18 protein-coding genes are annotated in these 15,733 nt (G+C 44.4%); 11 read left to right on the top strand and 7 right to left on the bottom strand.

Annotated elements, in window-relative coordinates; translation table 11 throughout:
* Positions 1-272: 272 nt before the first annotated feature.
* The 3 genes from MMOL_RS05685 to MMOL_RS05675 all read right to left on the bottom strand — a co-directional run bounded on the left by MMOL_RS05685 (position 273) and on the right by MMOL_RS05675 (position 2,711).
* Positions 273-1,172, bottom strand: a complete 900-nt coding sequence (locus MMOL_RS05685) for a recombination-associated protein RdgC (protein WP_015832062.1) — start codon at positions 1,170-1,172, stop codon at positions 273-275.
* Positions 1,173-1,320: 148 nt separating this feature from the next.
* A complete protein-coding gene (locus MMOL_RS05680; RefSeq protein ID WP_041928543.1) occupies positions 1,321-1,629 on the bottom strand; it encodes a DUF5710 domain-containing protein in 309 nt (102 codons plus the stop codon).
* 197 nt (positions 1,630-1,826) lie between these two features.
* Positions 1,827-2,711, bottom strand: a complete 885-nt coding sequence (locus MMOL_RS05675; protein ID WP_015832061.1) for a LysR family transcriptional regulator — start codon at positions 2,709-2,711, stop codon at positions 1,827-1,829.
* A 105-nt stretch (positions 2,712-2,816) separates the two neighbouring features.
* On the opposite strand from MMOL_RS05675, the gene MMOL_RS05670 reads away from it, so the two are divergent.
* From MMOL_RS05670 to MMOL_RS05650, 5 genes are all read left to right on the top strand, one after another.
* Entirely contained in the window at positions 2,817-3,356 is a 540-nt protein-coding gene (locus MMOL_RS05670) for a cytochrome b (RefSeq protein ID WP_015832060.1), read from the top strand.
* 65 nt (positions 3,357-3,421) lie between these two features.
* A complete protein-coding gene (locus MMOL_RS05665) occupies positions 3,422-3,985 on the top strand; it encodes a YceI family protein (protein WP_015832059.1) in 564 nt (187 codons plus the stop codon).
* A 48-nt stretch (positions 3,986-4,033) separates the two neighbouring features.
* Positions 4,034-4,600, top strand: coding sequence for a YceI family protein (locus MMOL_RS05660; RefSeq protein WP_015832058.1), 567 nt, complete (start codon positions 4,034-4,036; stop codon positions 4,598-4,600).
* 126 nt (positions 4,601-4,726) lie between these two features.
* Positions 4,727-5,602, top strand: coding sequence for a pirin family protein (locus tag MMOL_RS05655; RefSeq protein WP_015832057.1), 876 nt, complete (start codon positions 4,727-4,729; stop codon positions 5,600-5,602).
* Between the two features lie 7 nt (positions 5,603-5,609).
* Entirely contained in the window at positions 5,610-6,845 is a 1,236-nt protein-coding gene (locus MMOL_RS05650; RefSeq protein ID WP_015832056.1) for an MFS transporter, read from the top strand.
* Positions 6,846-6,907: 62 nt separating this feature from the next.
* On the opposite strand, the gene MMOL_RS05645 is transcribed toward MMOL_RS05650, so the two are convergent.
* From MMOL_RS05645 to MMOL_RS05630, 4 genes are all read right to left on the bottom strand, one after another.
* Positions 6,908-7,852, bottom strand: a complete 945-nt coding sequence (locus MMOL_RS05645; RefSeq protein WP_015832055.1) for a DedA family protein/thiosulfate sulfurtransferase GlpE — start codon at positions 7,850-7,852, stop codon at positions 6,908-6,910.
* A gap of 392 nt (positions 7,853-8,244) precedes the next feature.
* Entirely contained in the window at positions 8,245-8,517 is a 273-nt protein-coding gene (locus tag MMOL_RS05640) for an HU family DNA-binding protein (protein WP_015832053.1), read from the bottom strand.
* A gap of 225 nt (positions 8,518-8,742) precedes the next feature.
* Complete coding sequence (locus MMOL_RS05635; protein ID WP_015832052.1) at positions 8,743-9,297, bottom strand: TetR/AcrR family transcriptional regulator; 555 nt, start codon at positions 9,295-9,297, stop codon at positions 8,743-8,745.
* A gap of 53 nt (positions 9,298-9,350) precedes the next feature.
* Positions 9,351-10,082: a hypothetical protein gene (locus MMOL_RS05630; protein WP_015832051.1), complete on the bottom strand. Its 732-nt coding sequence runs from the start codon at positions 10,080-10,082 to the stop codon at positions 9,351-9,353.
* A gap of 188 nt (positions 10,083-10,270) precedes the next feature.
* On the opposite strand from MMOL_RS05630, the gene MMOL_RS05625 reads away from it, so the two are divergent.
* From MMOL_RS05625 to MMOL_RS05600, 6 genes are read left to right on the top strand one after another with little or no spacing between them, the layout of a single operon-like run.
* The gene (locus MMOL_RS05625; RefSeq protein WP_015832050.1) at positions 10,271-11,317 is read left to right on the top strand and encodes an AAA family ATPase; all 1,047 of its coding nucleotides are present in this window, start codon (positions 10,271-10,273) and stop codon (positions 11,315-11,317) included.
* A complete protein-coding gene (locus MMOL_RS05620) occupies positions 11,314-12,174 on the top strand; it encodes a DUF58 domain-containing protein (RefSeq protein WP_015832049.1) in 861 nt (286 codons plus the stop codon). The genes MMOL_RS05625 and MMOL_RS05620 overlap by 4 nt, the downstream gene beginning before the upstream one ends.
* A 14-nt stretch (positions 12,175-12,188) precedes the next feature.
* Complete coding sequence (locus MMOL_RS05615) at positions 12,189-13,109, top strand: hypothetical protein (protein WP_015832048.1); 921 nt, start codon at positions 12,189-12,191, stop codon at positions 13,107-13,109.
* Positions 13,110-14,075 carry a vWA domain-containing protein gene (locus tag MMOL_RS05610; RefSeq protein WP_015832047.1) on the top strand — a complete coding sequence of 322 codons (966 nt, stop codon included), beginning with the start codon at positions 13,110-13,112 and terminating at the stop codon, positions 14,073-14,075. It begins immediately after the preceding gene.
* A complete protein-coding gene (locus tag MMOL_RS05605; RefSeq protein ID WP_015832046.1) occupies positions 14,075-14,611 on the top strand; it encodes a hypothetical protein in 537 nt (178 codons plus the stop codon). The genes MMOL_RS05610 and MMOL_RS05605 overlap by 1 nt, the downstream gene beginning before the upstream one ends.
* Positions 14,608-15,579, top strand: coding sequence for a VWA domain-containing protein (locus MMOL_RS05600; protein WP_015832045.1), 972 nt, complete (start codon positions 14,608-14,610; stop codon positions 15,577-15,579). The genes MMOL_RS05605 and MMOL_RS05600 overlap by 4 nt, the downstream gene beginning before the upstream one ends.
* The last annotated feature ends 154 nt before the right edge of the window (positions 15,580-15,733 follow it).

Raw genomic sequence — 15,733 nt, 5'->3', positions numbered from 1 at the left:
TTACATCACGCCACAGACTGCACCAACAGCCGTGATGGTACAAAGATGGTAGTGTATTCCCCCGTTGATCGGCCAGAACAGGTATTCGTTCGAGATGAGGCTGAGTTTATGCTGAAATTTACATCAGTAGAGTAATCATTCAGGCAAAACTCAAGCTTTACAGGCTAGGTATGCCCAACTGCGTATCCAAGTTGGGCGGCATCGCGTCTTGATTGCACATTTTAATACACACCTCAATTACACAGACTAACTCATGCCCGGGCTGATAAACACTAATTACGTGGTGCCTCTCCACCAAGTGCATGGGTCAAATCAGTAAACATTTTTGCCAACTCACCTGTCATCAGGGTGAAATCCAGCGCAAATATCTCATCTGCATCTTCTGCCAGTGTTGTGACGTCCTCTTTAATAATATCTAAAAATTCCAAGCGTTTAATTTGCATTTGCTCAGTTAGCACAAAAGAAATTCTGTCATTCCAAGTCATGCCTAAGCGCGTCACACGTTTGCCTGAGGCAATATGCTTCAGTATTTCATCGCCTTCAAGGGCATGGTTAGCATAGCGAATGGTGGCTTTACCTTCGCCAGCGGCGCGCAACTCTAACTCACGGTCTATAGTAAAACCTGATGGCGCATTGCCACTAGCCAACCAATCCGTCATCGCGCTCACTGCAGATACATTCGTATGTAATTGTTTGAACGGCACATTTTCAATGGACTTATTAAAAAACTCTAATAACTCCTCCGCTTTAGTTGAAGAAGCGGCATCTATCACTAAGTAGCCATTGATAGGGTCTAACCAAGCATATGTGGTGCGCTGCAATGCGAAAGCACGCGGTAGCAACTCTTCAGTCACCGCTTCTTTGATTTCTTTTTTCTCTTTACGGCCAACTTTATAGCCTTGCTGAGCTTCAATCTCAGTAACACGCTCTTTTAAGAATCGGTTAATGATAGTGGCTGGCAACAGCTTTTGCTCTACGCCTAACGCAAACAGCAATTGTCCATTACCATGATGTACCAACTTGTCACTGTGGCATGCAATCCAGCCACGGCTTTGCTTATCTAGGCCGCCACATGGTAGCAAAGGCTTCTCTGATAGCTTTTCAAGTAGCTGGTCGTGCGTAATGGTGCTGTCTGTTGCCAGACGATAGATAAAGGTGTTTTTAAACCACATGGGAAGGGCGCTCGAAAAAAAGCGCCGATTATACTGAACTTAGGCGTTGATGGATGCCTTCTTTATTTTAATTAAAGGTTGGTCTTCATTAAATTCCAGATTTATTTAAATGCGGATGGCATCAGCTAACTATTGGATAATTTTTAAGCTATTCAAAATCTCTTGCTTCGAATGCATCTCTCAATCGTGCATTGATGGCATCAAGATCGTCGTCAATTGCGTCATTGCTAATAGGCGCTGATTTAGCGGCTGGCGCATGTTTGACAGCTGATTTAACAGCTGGGGCTGGCATGCTGGATGGTGCTGCACCGACGGTGATCCATTTGGCAAATGGCTCCGCGTTCACACCTTGCGGCACGTACCAGTGTTTTGCCTCTGCATTCCACTTAGCACCCAACGCTTTGGCTTGGTCTTTTTCACTAAAGGGTACTTTAAGCGCTATATTTGTTGCTGTCATGCTTATCCTGATTTCTATTGCAAATTGATTGAATTAGTTAAAAATAATCTAGTAATTAATGACTATTTATTCGATCTCAAATCGAGCCGAGATAATACCAATATCCAATAAATTTATATAGGAAAAATGCATCTAGCAATCATGATTAAAATTAATGTTTTACATTAACTAATAACAATATCTTATTGTATTAAATTTTATTTACCATATGCAGCCTGCATTAATATTTCCGCCAAACGCCTAACTCCTGGCCCGGCCAGATCAGGCCTTGCGTAAATAAGATAGAGCGGGATGATGCGTATGCCGCCTTCGCGTAGTGGCAGCGCTTTTAACTGCCCAGATTGCAACTGCTCATTGATATGTGAAGCCGGCAGCCAGGCAAAACCAAAACCCATCGTTAAGGCTTCAATCGAGGTTGCAATATTGCTCACCGTCCAGCGTTGATTCACTTCTATGGTCGCCGTGCTTTTATCACGCTTGGCGCCAGAATCACGCACCACGATATGACGATGTGACTGCAAGTCCCTATAGGTTAATACACGATTTAATTGATGCAACGGATGATCACATTGCGCCACAGCAATCAGCTGGATCGTCATAATCTCATCCCCTAAAAAACCTGACGGGATATTAGGGGAGATAGCTAAATCGGCCTCGCCTTTATATAGCGCATCGGAAGTGCCGCCTAAGACAGATTCAATCAACTCCACTCGCGTATGCGGGCTTTCTTGCCCAAATTGATTGAGGCAATTCAAGAGCAAGCGGGTAGGGAATAAGATTTCAGCCGCGATATGAATCACCGCCTCCCAACCAGCAGAAAGACGATTGGCAGCCGCTTCCAAATCGTTAGCCTCATTCACCAGCGCAAGGGCGCGCCGATACAACATTTGCCCAGTGGGCGTCAGCACTGCTTTACGCCCTTGAATCTCAAATGCTTTTAGTGCCAACAAGGATTCAATCTTTTGCACGGCATAAGTCACCGCCGACTGGCTTTTATAAAGCTTCTCTGCGGCCTGCGCATAGCTGCCAGTTTCCACTACTGCAATCAGGGAACGCCATTGTTCAAGAGAGATATTCGGCATGGTATTAATCTAATTTTTAGATAATAAATAGCTAAATATTATACTTTTTTATCTGATAAATAAAATGTTTAATAGCATCCTATCAACTTAACACAAACCATTGCCATGCAAGAAACTCGCTACACACTGACTGCTATCGTTATCCATTGGTTAATGGCGCTATTACTCATTGCGCTATTTGCCGTTGGTTTGTATATGCATGAGCTTAAATTTTCCCCATTTAAGCTGCAAATTTACTCATGGCACAAATGGGCCGGGGTAACGGCGTTTATGTTGGTAATGCTACGTCTAGCATGGCGTATAAAGCATCGCCCACCGGTATTACCATGGACCATATCTAAGCTAGCAAAGCTTGGCGCACACATTGGGCACGGCGTGCTTTACTTTTTAATGATAGCTATTCCGTTGTCCGGCTGGTTGATGAGTTCTGCCAAAGGTTTCCAAACCGTATATTTTGGCGTGCTACCTATCCCAGATTTACTGGCTAAAGATAAGGCTCTGGGTGATTCCCTACAAGCTGTACACATGATTTTAAGTTACTCAATGGCAGCTGTAGTGCTCGGACATATCACCGCCGCCATCAAACACCATGTGCTAGATAAAGATGATGTGTTGCGTCGCATACTGCCATGGCGTGCTCGTTAAAACGTATAGCAGAAAACATATTCCAATAAAACATCTGCCAATTAAGATAAATGAAAGGCTACAAAATGAACATTAAAGTATGGTCTAGCGCAATCAGTGCTTTGCTGCTAGTGCCTGCGGCTCAGGCAGCGGAATTCACCAGTATTCAGTACGATAAAAGCTCGTTGCATTTTGTGTATAAGCAAATGGGCGTGCCGGTAGATGGCAGCTTTAAAAAATTCAATGTGCAATTGGCATTTGACCCTGCCAAGCTCGCTAATGCCAAAGTTGCATTTGATCTTAATTTAGCCAGTATCGATGCCGGCTCAGATGAGGCCAATGATGAAGTATCAAGTAAGAGCTGGTTCAACACCAAGGTATACCCTAAGGCAACTTTTACATCGACCGCTGTTAAACAGCTAGCAGGTAACCGCTATGAGGTCAGCGGGAAAATAACCATTAAAGGGCACACACAAACGATTAGCGCGCCATTCACCTTTAGCCCGCAGGGCAACACAGCCACAGTTGACGGTGGCTTTGTACTCAAGCGCGCTGACTTTGCGATTGGCGAGGGCGTGTGGTCAGACTTTGGCACCGTTGCTAACGATATACAAATCAACTTCCACTTTTTGGCTAACACCAGCAAGTAACTTTTTCAAATCAACACTATTTACATCACTACTATCAGGAGTAACACTATGAAACGTATCGCACTTTTAGCAATTGCAGCCAGTTTTTCAACCGCAGCACTAGCAGCACCAGAAACTTATGTAATTGACAATACACATACATTCCCACGCTTCTCTTACAGCCATTTTGGATACTCAACACAATTGAGCCACTTTGACAAAACAACAGGGAAAATCACCATTGACCGTGAAACAAAAACTGGCTCAATGGATGTCACTATCGACACCACCTCTGTGAACACTGGCTACCCACTGTTTAATGAGCACATTCAAGGTGAGGATTTCTTAAGCACAGAGAAATTTCCTACCGCTAACTTCACTTCAAAGAAACTTAATTTCAATGGTGACAAATTAGCCTCTGTAGACGGCACACTGACACTTAAGGGCGTTAGCAAACCAGTCACGTTAACTGTGACCTCATTTATGTGCATGCCGCACCCTATGCTGAAAAAAGATGCTTGCGGCGCAAACGCAACCGCAACAGTGAAGCGCTCTGACTTCAATATGAGCAAATATGTGCCATACGTTGGTGATGAAGTTACCATTACCTTGCCGGTTGAAGCGGTTAAACAATAACTAGCACAACCAGGCGCACACTAAGAAATCAGCGGCTCCGCAGCAAAGGTCTGCGGTAGCACTGTCGTTAGTGCCAACCGAGGCAATAGCAGTAACAGGTGCCTCAGCACCTGAAAGGATGTTTTGATGAAAACACGCACATTGCAGCAATTAATTACCGCCATCCCCACCACGGACGGTGCAGGGGTAAGGTTGAGCCGCAGCATAGGCAAGGCATCATCTTTTCGCCTTGATCCATTTTTGATGCTGGATGAGTTTTCATCAAACAACCCTGACGACTACATTGCAGGCTTTCCAGACCATCCTCACCGTGGGTTTGAAACGGTAACCTACATGCTAGAAGGTTACATGCTGCACAAAGACCACCTTGGCAATCAAGGCGAGTTAAAAAGTGGCGGCGCACAGTGGATGGCAGCGGGGCGAGGCATCATACACTCGGAAATTCCGCAGCAAGAAAGTGGCCGCATGCACGGCTTTCAGTTATGGCTAAATTTACCAGCCAAAGAAAAAATGAAGCCAACGGCATACAAAGATATTTGCCCAGAAGAAATTCCTGAAGTACATTTAAAGAGTGGTGGAAAAGTAAGAGCCGTTGCTGGCAAGTTAGAAATGGAAGGTCAAGGATTGTCTGGCCCCATTCAAGGCGGCACAACAGCACCACTGTTTTGGGATATACACTTACCGGCCGGGGCGACATTTGCACATGCAATTCCAGCAGGGCACACAGCCTTCATCTACGCATACGAGGGCAGGGTGAGCATCGGCGAAGACACACGCCAAAACCAACTTATGCCCCAAGTAGCAGGTGAACTTACTGATGGAGACTTTGTAGTAATTAACGCACTAAATCAGCCAGCAGCTTTCTTACTGGTAGCGGCCAAGCCATTGCATGAACCAATTGCCCAATACGGACCTTTTGTCATGAATACGCAAGACGAAATTTTACAAGCGATTACCGATTACCAAACAGGTCAACTGACAAGCACTACACAACGACCATGATTGACCTATGCCAACAGTAACTCCCGTCCACAATGAACGCAGCGTATTACTGACGCTTGCTGGCATTCAGTTTACTCATATCCTAGACTTCATGATCATGATGCCTTTAGGCCCAATGATCATGAAAGAATTTAGCATTAATACGCACGAGTTTGGCTTATTGGTTGCCGCCTATAGCTTTAGCTCTGCGCTGTCTGGGCTATTAGGTGCAGCGTTTATTGATAGATTTGAACGCAAACAACTCCTAGTAGCGATGTCTATTTGCTTCGGCATCGCTACTGTAGCCTGCGGGTTAGCCTCGAGCTATGCCGCCTTGCTTGTGTTTCGTGGATTAGCCGGCGTCTTTGGCGGCATCATGGGAGCGATGGTTCAAACCATGGTGGGCGACATTATCCCGTTTACACGTCGTGGTAAAGCCAATGGCATCATTTCCACGGCATTCTCCATCTCTACTGTGGCGGGAGTTCCGCTTTCATTGTGGATTGCTACACACTACGTTTGGCGTTCACCATTCTTCTTGATTGCAGTCGTCACGGCAATATTTGTATTGATTGCTCAGCGTTTGCTACCCACCATAGATCACCATTTAAGCATTAAGCGCAGCCATCCATTTGCGCCCATGCTTGCCGTGTTGCGCGATACCAATCATATACGGGCACTCCTGTTTTCTGCGCTGATCATTTTTTCCAGCTTTACCGTCATCCCTTATTTGACAGTATATGCCGTCAACAACGTAGAGATTTCACAGCATGACATCCCCTTGATTTACCTTGCAGGTGGCGCCGCAACGCTGATTACGGCACGGCTGATTGGGCGATGGACTGATAAATCAGGGAAAGTGCTGGTGTATAGGCTGGTGGCGCTGGCGGCGGTTTTCCCCATCATCTGCATTACCCAGTCAGGGCCAGTGCCTTTATGGGCTTGGCTGCTCTATACCACGGCTTTTTTCGTGTTAGTTTCCGGGCGTATGATTCCGGCCATGACAGTGATTATTTCTGCGGCACAACCCAAGTTGCGCGGCACCTTTATGTTACTTAACTCCACAGTACAATCGCTAGCGATGGGCTTATCGACCACGCTGGGTGGATTCATCGTCACACAAAACGCCAGCGGTACGTTTAGCGGCTACGAAAGTGCAGGCTATATCGCAGTATTACTGAATATATTGGCGATTATCTTCGTGTCGAAAATTGTCATGCATGACCACACGGTGGCGGCGGCCACCACATGCAGCGAGTCTTAAGTCAGGACGCCGTGCCAGAAGCTAGCACTGCTAAGAGCCCACAAGATGGTGCAGGCGGCCTGCTAGTTTTGCCCACCATCAGCAGGCTTATGTACATCAAACCCTGACGCCACCCATGCATCTATGCCGCCAGCGAGCGGCCGCACATTGAAATAACCATGATTCATAAACGCCTTGGCTACTTTAGCGGCAGTCACTTCATTTGGGCAGGCGCAATATAAAACGATATCTTCACTAATGTCTATTTCAGGCAAAATGTCCTTCACCTGGTCGGTAGTAACAAATCTAGCACTAGGAATCCACCCATCTTCTATTAGATTTGGCGGCCTAGTATCAATAATTACAGGCTGCTTACCGCTTACCAACAATTCATTTAACGCATCTACACTAATGCGCGCCATTCTTAACGCTTTAAGAAAGCGATAGCGCTCCCACCATTTATTCACAATAAACAGCGTAAACGCTAAGGCAATGATTAACGCACCCCATTTACCCATTTCTACCAGCGTAAGCAGTAGCTGGTCAATCGAAGCGCTAAACATGGAACCCAGCAACACGGCTGAGCCTACCCATATCGCTGCACCTATGCCGTCAAGCACAATAAAAGTAATTGTTTTAGTGCCTAATGCCCCAGCCAGCGCACTGGAAATAGAAGCAAAGCCCGGCACAAACTTGCAAAACAACAACGCTGACGGCCCAATCTTAAGATACATCGACTCGGTTTGTTTTACGCATGAGTCTGGCGATAGCGAGATTTTGCACAGCTTACTCATCACTTTTTTACCGTAACGGCGTCCGGCAACATACCAGAACATATCGGCAAGTAGTGCGCCAATCACGGCAACCAGCATCAAGCTTGCTAGGGAGGTTCCATTGCTAACGCTAATAGCACTTGCGATCAACACTGTAGGGTAAGCAGGCAAGGGCAGGCCAATCTGTTCCAGAAGTACATTCAAGAACACTATCAGCAAGCCGTATTGATGTAATAAATTAAGCAATAAATCCATAGGTGCAATCCGTGGGTTAAATCAGTATGTTTGGTGTGTTACTCGTGGCTGAAATAGGTAAGTACTGTTCCGCTTTCACAAGTACGGCTTTACCATGAACAATCGGGGGTAGATCATCAATCGTTGCTATCATGCACCCGATACTAGGTGAAGTTTAGTGAGGTGCTTTCGATGTACCTATTTAAAACGACATCGGCCTGATGTAGCTTTTGACACAAGCAGCAGTGAGTTTAAAGCTACTGAGTTAAATAAAGGTAGTGAGTAAGGGTAATGAATTTAAAGGTATTGCGGAGGTTAATTCTAAGATATTCCCACAGCAAGAGTACCTTGCACTGTGGGATATTTAAGCATGGCTTAACTAATAGCATCTACCTTGGACGGTAGATAAGTTCTTAGTTAACTTTATCTTTAAGTGTTTTACCAGCTTTGAATACAGGCGCATTGCGTGCAGCAATTTGAATGGTTGCGCCAGTAGAAGGGTTACGGCCAGAACGAGCAGCTTTTTTAGTTACTTGGAATGTACCAAAGCCAACAAGCGCTACGTTGTCTCCAGCTTTTAATGCTTCACCAACCGTATTGATGATGGCATCTAATACGCGATTTGTGTCAGCTTGTGTTACGCCAGCTTCAGCCGCTACTTTTGCGACTAATTCAGATTTGTTCATATAAATTCCTAAAAATATGGTTAAGAGCCTCCAAAGCCACGATTCATAAGGCTTGCAGAGAGATTACATCCTAGCACACATTTTTAAGCCATCAACCATCATTAGCACTCTATATTCACAATTCTGGTCAGAATTGGCATAAAAACTAGCAAAAAAGTACAAGACTACATACATCAAAGCAATTAACAACACCCCAAAGTCGTTAATTCAGGGCAGGGGTAACGGTTATATGGAGCTGTTAATCAGTGCAATGGCAGCACTTTTGGCTCGGCTGGCGGCACCTGAACCAGGGTTTAATCTTTCTACCAGCGCAGCACCTTCAAAGATAATGGTGAGTTGCTGACCAAGTGCAACAGCGTCACGCGCACCGGCAGTTTTTGCAATCTTAGCCAGATAGTCTTGCAGCTCTGCTGCCAGCACCGCTGAGTATTGGTTGATTGGATGCTCAGGGCTAGGAAACTCTACGGAGGCAATATGGAAAGGCAACCCGTGAAACTCAGGAGTGGTAATCCAGGTTTCAACCAACTCGCACAACGATATAAGAATATCGATGGAGTTAGCCTTGTTAGACACCAGGCGCGAGTTTAACCATTCGTAAAACTTATCAGATTTACTTCTAAGGTAAGCCATAACCAAATGATTTTTGCTTGGAAAGTGCTTATATAGCGTAGCCTTGGCTACGCCAGATTCGGCAATGATAGTATCAACACCTGAAGCCTGTATGCCTCTACTATCAAATAGCATAGTGGCTACGGTTAATATTTTTTCATTGGTTTTCATGTCGTTCCTTTTATCAAAACCTATTCAAAGTTTTATTATTACTATTCAATCAATTACAACGCAGTTATGAGTGGTCGCATTAACTCTTGCGGGTACAAACAGCTCACATAGCCGAACGCCTGCCTTAGGTTTTCCACGTTATTCACATCAATCGTGCCTTTGTTCACAAAGGCTAGAAATGCCTGCCGCTGACTTTCTGGCAACATGGCGGCCTGTGGTAACTGGCAAGTACCACTTTTCATCTTGTCATACGCCAGTTGAAGCATGCTGATTGTCACCGGATCTGCCGTGCTTGCAGATGCCTCAATAAATGAGCCTTGCGATTGTGCCGGGCTAGCATGGCCTTTTTTATTGCTCATTTGCATCGCACTCATACCAAGTATCAACACCGTTACTAACATGCCTATCGCTAATAATTGGCGGTCATTCTTTGGTTTTAAATGCGTGCCTATGGTTTTGTTAAGCAACTTCCAGGCATCGCTAGAATGTGTCTGCGATTCAATCTGTATGGCACCAATCGTCAAAAAGAACAATTGATCGATAAATACAGCGTGATTTTTTATTGTTGAGCGACTAATTGCATCCTCAATCAATGTTCTCACCATATTAATTTCATCAAGCGACAAATGCGCATTACCCGCACTTGTGGTGCGCTGAGCGATGCGCTCATTGTTCCAAGCACTGAGTGTTTTAGGCAACTTAACGACTGCTGCATCTGTGGCGCGAATACGCTGCACTCGACTTTTAAGGGAAGAGAAAGAAAGCAACTCACGCGACTTCCACATACCTAGACTTCCCACATATAAATTACGCAACTGGCTCAAAATTAATCACCTCAAAAAATGTCTTGCATTTTTCAGAAAGCTTAAAGTAGACTATAAAAAAGTGAACAGACCTGTCTGAATATTAACTCAGCGTATTACAAAATGCAATACCGAGCTCCACCTAAAACATTATTTTACATAGGATTATTATGCAGATTACAAATTTTGACACAAATTTAGCCGATTGGCGCGCTCATGCATTAAAACTGGAAAGCGAGGTAAAAAAAGTTATTGTGGGGCAGAACAAAGCCATTCACTTGATGAATATCGCCATCTTTGCACGTGGTCACGTTTTACTGGAGGGCGGCGTAGGCGTTGGTAAAACCACGCTGCTACAATCTATCGCCAGATGTATCGGTGGTGATTACGAGCGGATAGAAGGCACCGTGGATTTAATGCCAAACGATTTGATTTACCACACGTATCTAGGTGAAGACGGCAAACCAAAAATTGATGAAGGTCCGCTGTTAAAAGCCGGCGAGAATTTATCAGTGTTCTTCTTTAACGAAATCAACCGAGCTAGACCACAGGTACATGCTTTGATGCTACGCGTCATGGCAGAACGACATATCACAGCATTTAAACAAGAATACCGTTTGCCACATATGGTGGTGTTTGCAGACAGAAACCAAGTTGAGAAAAACGAAACGTTTGAAATTCCTTCAGCTGCAAGAGATCGCTTCATGATGGAAATTCCAATCAATATTCCTGATGACAGAGAGCTACGTAAAGCCTTAATGTTTGATGTGAAGTTTCAGCATGCTGAAAGCTTAACTAAACAAGTTGAACCGAATGTGCTCCAGTTTGACCAGCTCAATGCTTTCTCCGATGTACTCCAAAGCCATATCAAATCCAGCAATGTATTAGAAGAGTACGCATTAGACTTATGGGAATCCACACAAAACCCAGATAAATTTGGTATCAAGCTTGATAGCGTAGACGTCAATAGACTTATCCATACTGGCGCTAGCCCACGTGGCATGGGTATGCTACTAAAAGCCGCACGTGTAAATGCCTGGCTGATGAACAGAGATAGTTTATATCCTGAAGATATCCATGCCGTTTTCCATGAATTGATTGCCCATCGCTTGGTGTTCAATACCATGTATGAAAACCGTAGAACGGTGCTTGCGCGTGAGTTAACTTCACAAATATTGGCAACGGTTGCCGTGCCATCTCAGGCAAAAGCTGCATGATTCCCGCATACGCAAAGCCATTCCACTACCAGATCCCGTGGAAATCCAACAGCATCCACTATGGCGGCCATAGGGGCACACAACGCGGATTAGGGTTTGAATTTAAGGGTAACGTGTCGCTCATTGATTACCCTGACCCTAGACGGATGGACATGCGCCAGACCCTAAGAGACCCTTACGAACAAGTACAGGTAAGGGTGTTCAATCAGGATAACACCACGCCTATCTTTGCCATCTGCGACGTTTCTAGCTCCATGCAATTTAAAGGCGCGGTGCGTAAGCTAGATGTCGCCAAAGAAGTTGCTGCTTCTATTGCTTATTCTGCACATGAAGCAGGCGACTTATTCAGCTTGATTTGCTACAGCCAAACGGTGATAGAGGATATTTCACACAACCTCAATCACAACGTGCAGCAATCGTTTGAAACCATAGAGCAACTATCAAACATCCACACCATGCGAGCCGGCTGTGAAGGTATTTTAGAAGTACCACAATACTTGAGTCAGCATAAAGGCTTGGTGTTCTGGATTTCTGATTTTCATATGCCGCTAGAAATGGTGGAGCAAACGCTGAGTGCAATGTCCATTCACCACATCGTACCCATCGTACTGTGGGACGCACGCGAATACCAAAAACTACCTAAGTTTGGATTTGGCAACATGATAGACCCTGAAACCGGGCTACAAAAAACCATATTCTTCCGCGAGTCGGTGCGAGATCAATTTATCGCAGCATTTGAGGCGCGCAAACAGGCACTGGAAACTTTATTCTCCAGATTTGACTATCAAGCCATTTATTTGGGTGACAAGTTTGAGCCGGATTTATTGTCACGATACTTTGAACAACTATCGAGTTAGAAAATTAAGTCATTATGAAAACACTCATTATTAAATTCCTGTTATTACTCGGTATCGCGTCTTATGCTGTTTCTTATGCATCTATCGCATCAGCTCAAACCCCTAATGTGAGGCTGCTTAGCATTCAAAACCCACAATTTAACAGCGGCGTGCAGATAGGTGATGTGTTACAGCGCCACATAACACTAGAGGTAAACCAAGCTTACACTTTATCCAAGAGTGATCTGCCGACAAAAGGGCGCAGCGCAGATGGTATAGAACTAAAAGACGTTACGCTGCAAGCATCTAAGTCTGGAGACAAAAATAGCTACACCATCAATTTTTCTTATCAAGTTTTTGCTACAGCGAGCAAACCAGCACGCATGCAATTACCAAAAGAGCTGTTGAAATTTAACGGAGAGGGCAGCAGCCTGGCGGCAGAAATTCCAGCCTGGACGTTTTGGTACGCGGCCTTAGTGCCGGAAAATATAGAAAACGCCAAAAAACTGATGTATCCGCAACGTCAGCCAGAACCTGTTAACCTAACATCACACCAAACCAAGCTTGGCGTATTCTTAACCATGCTCACGCTAGGATTATTAGGTCTGTTCTACATTAATGCAGATGGGCACTGGCTACCATGGATGAATGGCGCATTCGCACAGGCTCATCGCCGTGTAAAAAAAGCACCTAAATCATTAGATGGTTTAAAAGTAGCCTCTGTATCCATTCACCAGGCATTTAACAAAGCACACGGCTCTAATCTTTTTGCGGATGATATTGAGCCATTTATTAAAAACAACCCGCATTTTTCTCAATTAAAAGCTGAGATTTGTGCTTTTTTTGAGCAGTCAAACGCACTGTTATTTACGAACAACGCCGTCTATTCAGAACAACGCATTGGCGAATTGCTTAAATTAAGTAAGCGCTTAAGAGATTGTGAGAGAGGCGCATAAATGACTCTATTACAACCCTGGGCATTGCTGCTATTGCCGTTAGCCGCCATTCCCTTTATTTTAAAAAGTCATCAAGGCCAATTTTACTCATGGATTGAGATGGTGCCGGCAGACAAACACTCTGAAATTGCAAACCTCCTGCTGAAAGCAACCATATCACTACTGATCATTTGCATTGTTTTGGCCTTAGCGTCACCACAAGGGGAGAGCAAACAAGAGCAAAAGATAGGCAAGGGCGCACAAACTGTATTAGTAATTGATAGAAGCGTGAGTATGGATCACCCCTTTGCAGGCCAGGCTACGGGTGGTCGCGCCGCTGAAATAAAATCTATGGCTGCACGGCGTTTAATTACCGACTTTATTGACTCACGTCCAGACGACATGATGGGCGTGGTGGGCTTCACCAACTCCGCGCTATATGGCATGAAAATCACCGCTAATCGTGATGCTATTCATGCTGCGATTAAAGCTGCGACTGGCCCCGCGCTCAACCAAACCAATATTGGTGCAGGTATTACTCAGGGTGTGACTTTATTCGACAATATTCAAAGCTCTGGTTCACGCGCAGTGATTTTGCTGTCAGATGGTGCAGGTAAATTAAGCCCACGAGTGAAATATAAAATATCCCAGCAACTGACCGGCAAGAAAATCAATCTTTATTGGATTGTGCTGCGTGAGCCAGATGACATCAGCATCTTTAATGGTGCTAATTACAGTGACGAACAAGCGCCAGACGCTATCAATCTGGATCGTTTTTTCAAGTCACTTAATATCAAATATAAAGCATTTGAGGCGGACAACCCGACAACGCTAGAGTCTGCACTGCGCGAAATCAATGCTAAAGAAAAAAACATGATCCAGTACAGCGTTATTATTCCAGGCCATGATTATGCTAACAACCTGATTATGATAGCAATGGTACTGAGTCTTTTAATTTTATTGATTAAAAACCTTAGGATACATTAATGGCAAAACACATTAAAAATCGCAATATAGCATTCACTATATTGGTGGCGATAGGCCTAGTGGGGGCAAGTTACGAGGCTTATCAATACCACACGCTTTCAACGCTTAACAAGCAAATCACTGCTGGCAAGGTCATTACGGATGATAGCTATCCTTACTTGCAGAAATACACAGCTGCTTATGATCAAGGCAATAAATCAGATTATAAACATGCGGTACAGACTTACAGCCAATTATTAGACCAGTCACCGTCTATAGAAAACCAGGCCAAGATTCATTTTAATATTGGTAACAATCTGTTCGTTTTCGGCTTAATTCGCCGTATTAATGAAGATGGCACACTTCAAGATGAAGCAAGGCACGCCTATACACAAGCAAAAATCGCTTATGAGCAGTCACTACGTCTAGAACCAAACGATATGTCAGCCAAATTTAATCTAAGCCTGCTCAACTCAATGATGGCGAAGAACATGAAGGCTGCCCCTAAAGAACAATCAACCATGGAATTAAGTAATTTACCGATAGGTCTGCCATGAATAAGTTAATGCTATTGATTAAAAGCCACTACGAAACACTGTTATACCTATCAGCCGTTGGGTTAATGGCGCTGGCGCTATGGATGCCCACCATACAATTAAAGCAGCAAGTACATAATTACTTGCTGGTGGCAGACGTATCGCAGAGCATGAACGCGGAAGATGAGAAAATCAACAATCAAGCGGTCAGCCGGTTAGCCTATACGCGGTATCTGATGAAAAACATCGTAAAAACATCGCCATGCGGCACCTACTTTAGCGTTGGCATCTTTGCTTCAGACAATGTTGCATTGCTGCTTAACCCATTAGAGGTCTGCAAAAACCTAGATGTTATTACCGACTCTATCGACCACCTGGAATGGCGCATGGCATGGAAGGGCAATAGTCGCTTAAGTTTTGGCGTACGCGCAGCAGCCAATGTTTTTGACTCCCTAAACGTGCCTGCACAAATGCTATTTTTTACTGACGGTGACGAAGCACCAAGGGTGAATGTCACTATTCAACAAGATTTAAGTGGGATTCAACTAGGAAAAAACCTAGCGTTTGTCGGCGTAGGTACAACCACGAAAACTGGCGTGCCTAGATTTAACTCAAACAATAAAAGAGTAGGGTACTGGCCAATCAGTGAGAATAATAACTCCGGCGCCGTCAGCGTGACTTATTCAGACCCTAGCCAAGATGAGCCTGACCCGCCAGTTGCATTTGCTGAGTACGATAGATTCTTATCTCAACTAGAAGATGAATATCTCAAGAAACTATCTGGAGATATCAACGCAAGCTATATCAAGGGTGCAGACACTCCAACATTCTACGAGTTTGTTCAGGGGCAAAAACCAGCCGCCAGCTTTGTTAGCGACTATAAAATACGCTGGCTTTACCTAAGCCTAGGCTTACTTATGCTAGTTGCTACCTACATCCCTAATCTAATATCGCTAAACTTGATCGCCTTTAGATTGAAACGCGGTTGATATAACAATTGATTATAAATCATACGGAAGTAGTGGCTTTGCAATCAAGCTACTTGGTAAGTACTCTTGCTAAAAAGCCACTCAATCCGTTCAAAAGTATCACCTATAATCGTTAACATTAGGTATGTTGGCTTAAGTTAAATCATTCCTTCAA

It is taken from the genome of Methylotenera mobilis JLW8, from assembly GCF_000023705.1.
GTDB classification, from domain to species: domain Bacteria; phylum Pseudomonadota; class Gammaproteobacteria; order Burkholderiales; family Methylophilaceae; genus Methylotenera; species Methylotenera mobilis.
This window is presented reverse-complemented; position numbering and strand designations above follow the sequence as displayed.

Coding starts and splice junctions, on each gene's coding strand:
- MMOL_RS05685 (WP_015832062.1), bottom strand. CDS start 1,172: ATGTGGTTTAAAAACACCTTTATCTATCGTCTGGCAACAGACAGCACC.
- MMOL_RS05615 (WP_015832048.1), top strand. CDS start 12,189: ATGAAAACACTCATTATTAAATTCCTGTTATTACTCGGTATCGCGTCT.
- MMOL_RS05620 (WP_015832049.1), top strand. CDS start 11,314: ATGATTCCCGCATACGCAAAGCCATTCCACTACCAGATCCCGTGGAAA.
- MMOL_RS05650 (WP_015832056.1), top strand. CDS start 5,610: ATGCCAACAGTAACTCCCGTCCACAATGAACGCAGCGTATTACTGACG.
- MMOL_RS05675 (WP_015832061.1), bottom strand. CDS start 2,711: ATGCCGAATATCTCTCTTGAACAATGGCGTTCCCTGATTGCAGTAGTG.
- MMOL_RS05625 (WP_015832050.1), top strand. CDS start 10,271: ATGCAGATTACAAATTTTGACACAAATTTAGCCGATTGGCGCGCTCAT.
- MMOL_RS05670 (WP_015832060.1), top strand. CDS start 2,817: ATGCAAGAAACTCGCTACACACTGACTGCTATCGTTATCCATTGGTTA.
- MMOL_RS05660 (WP_015832058.1), top strand. CDS start 4,034: ATGAAACGTATCGCACTTTTAGCAATTGCAGCCAGTTTTTCAACCGCA.
- MMOL_RS05600 (WP_015832045.1), top strand. CDS start 14,608: ATGAATAAGTTAATGCTATTGATTAAAAGCCACTACGAAACACTGTTA.
- MMOL_RS05640 (WP_015832053.1), bottom strand. CDS start 8,517: ATGAACAAATCTGAATTAGTCGCAAAAGTAGCGGCTGAAGCTGGCGTA.
- MMOL_RS05630 (WP_015832051.1), bottom strand. CDS start 10,082: ATGTGGAAGTCGCGTGAGTTGCTTTCTTTCTCTTCCCTTAAAAGTCGA.
- MMOL_RS05680 (WP_041928543.1), bottom strand. CDS start 1,629: ATGACAGCAACAAATATAGCGCTTAAAGTACCCTTTAGTGAAAAAGAC.
- MMOL_RS05635 (WP_015832052.1), bottom strand. CDS start 9,297: ATGAAAACCAATGAAAAAATATTAACCGTAGCCACTATGCTATTTGAT.
- MMOL_RS05605 (WP_015832046.1), top strand. CDS start 14,075: ATGGCAAAACACATTAAAAATCGCAATATAGCATTCACTATATTGGTG.
- MMOL_RS05610 (WP_015832047.1), top strand. CDS start 13,110: ATGACTCTATTACAACCCTGGGCATTGCTGCTATTGCCGTTAGCCGCC.
- MMOL_RS05655 (WP_015832057.1), top strand. CDS start 4,727: ATGAAAACACGCACATTGCAGCAATTAATTACCGCCATCCCCACCACG.
- MMOL_RS05645 (WP_015832055.1), bottom strand. CDS start 7,852: ATGGATTTATTGCTTAATTTATTACATCAATACGGCTTGCTGATAGTG.
- MMOL_RS05665 (WP_015832059.1), top strand. CDS start 3,422: ATGAACATTAAAGTATGGTCTAGCGCAATCAGTGCTTTGCTGCTAGTG.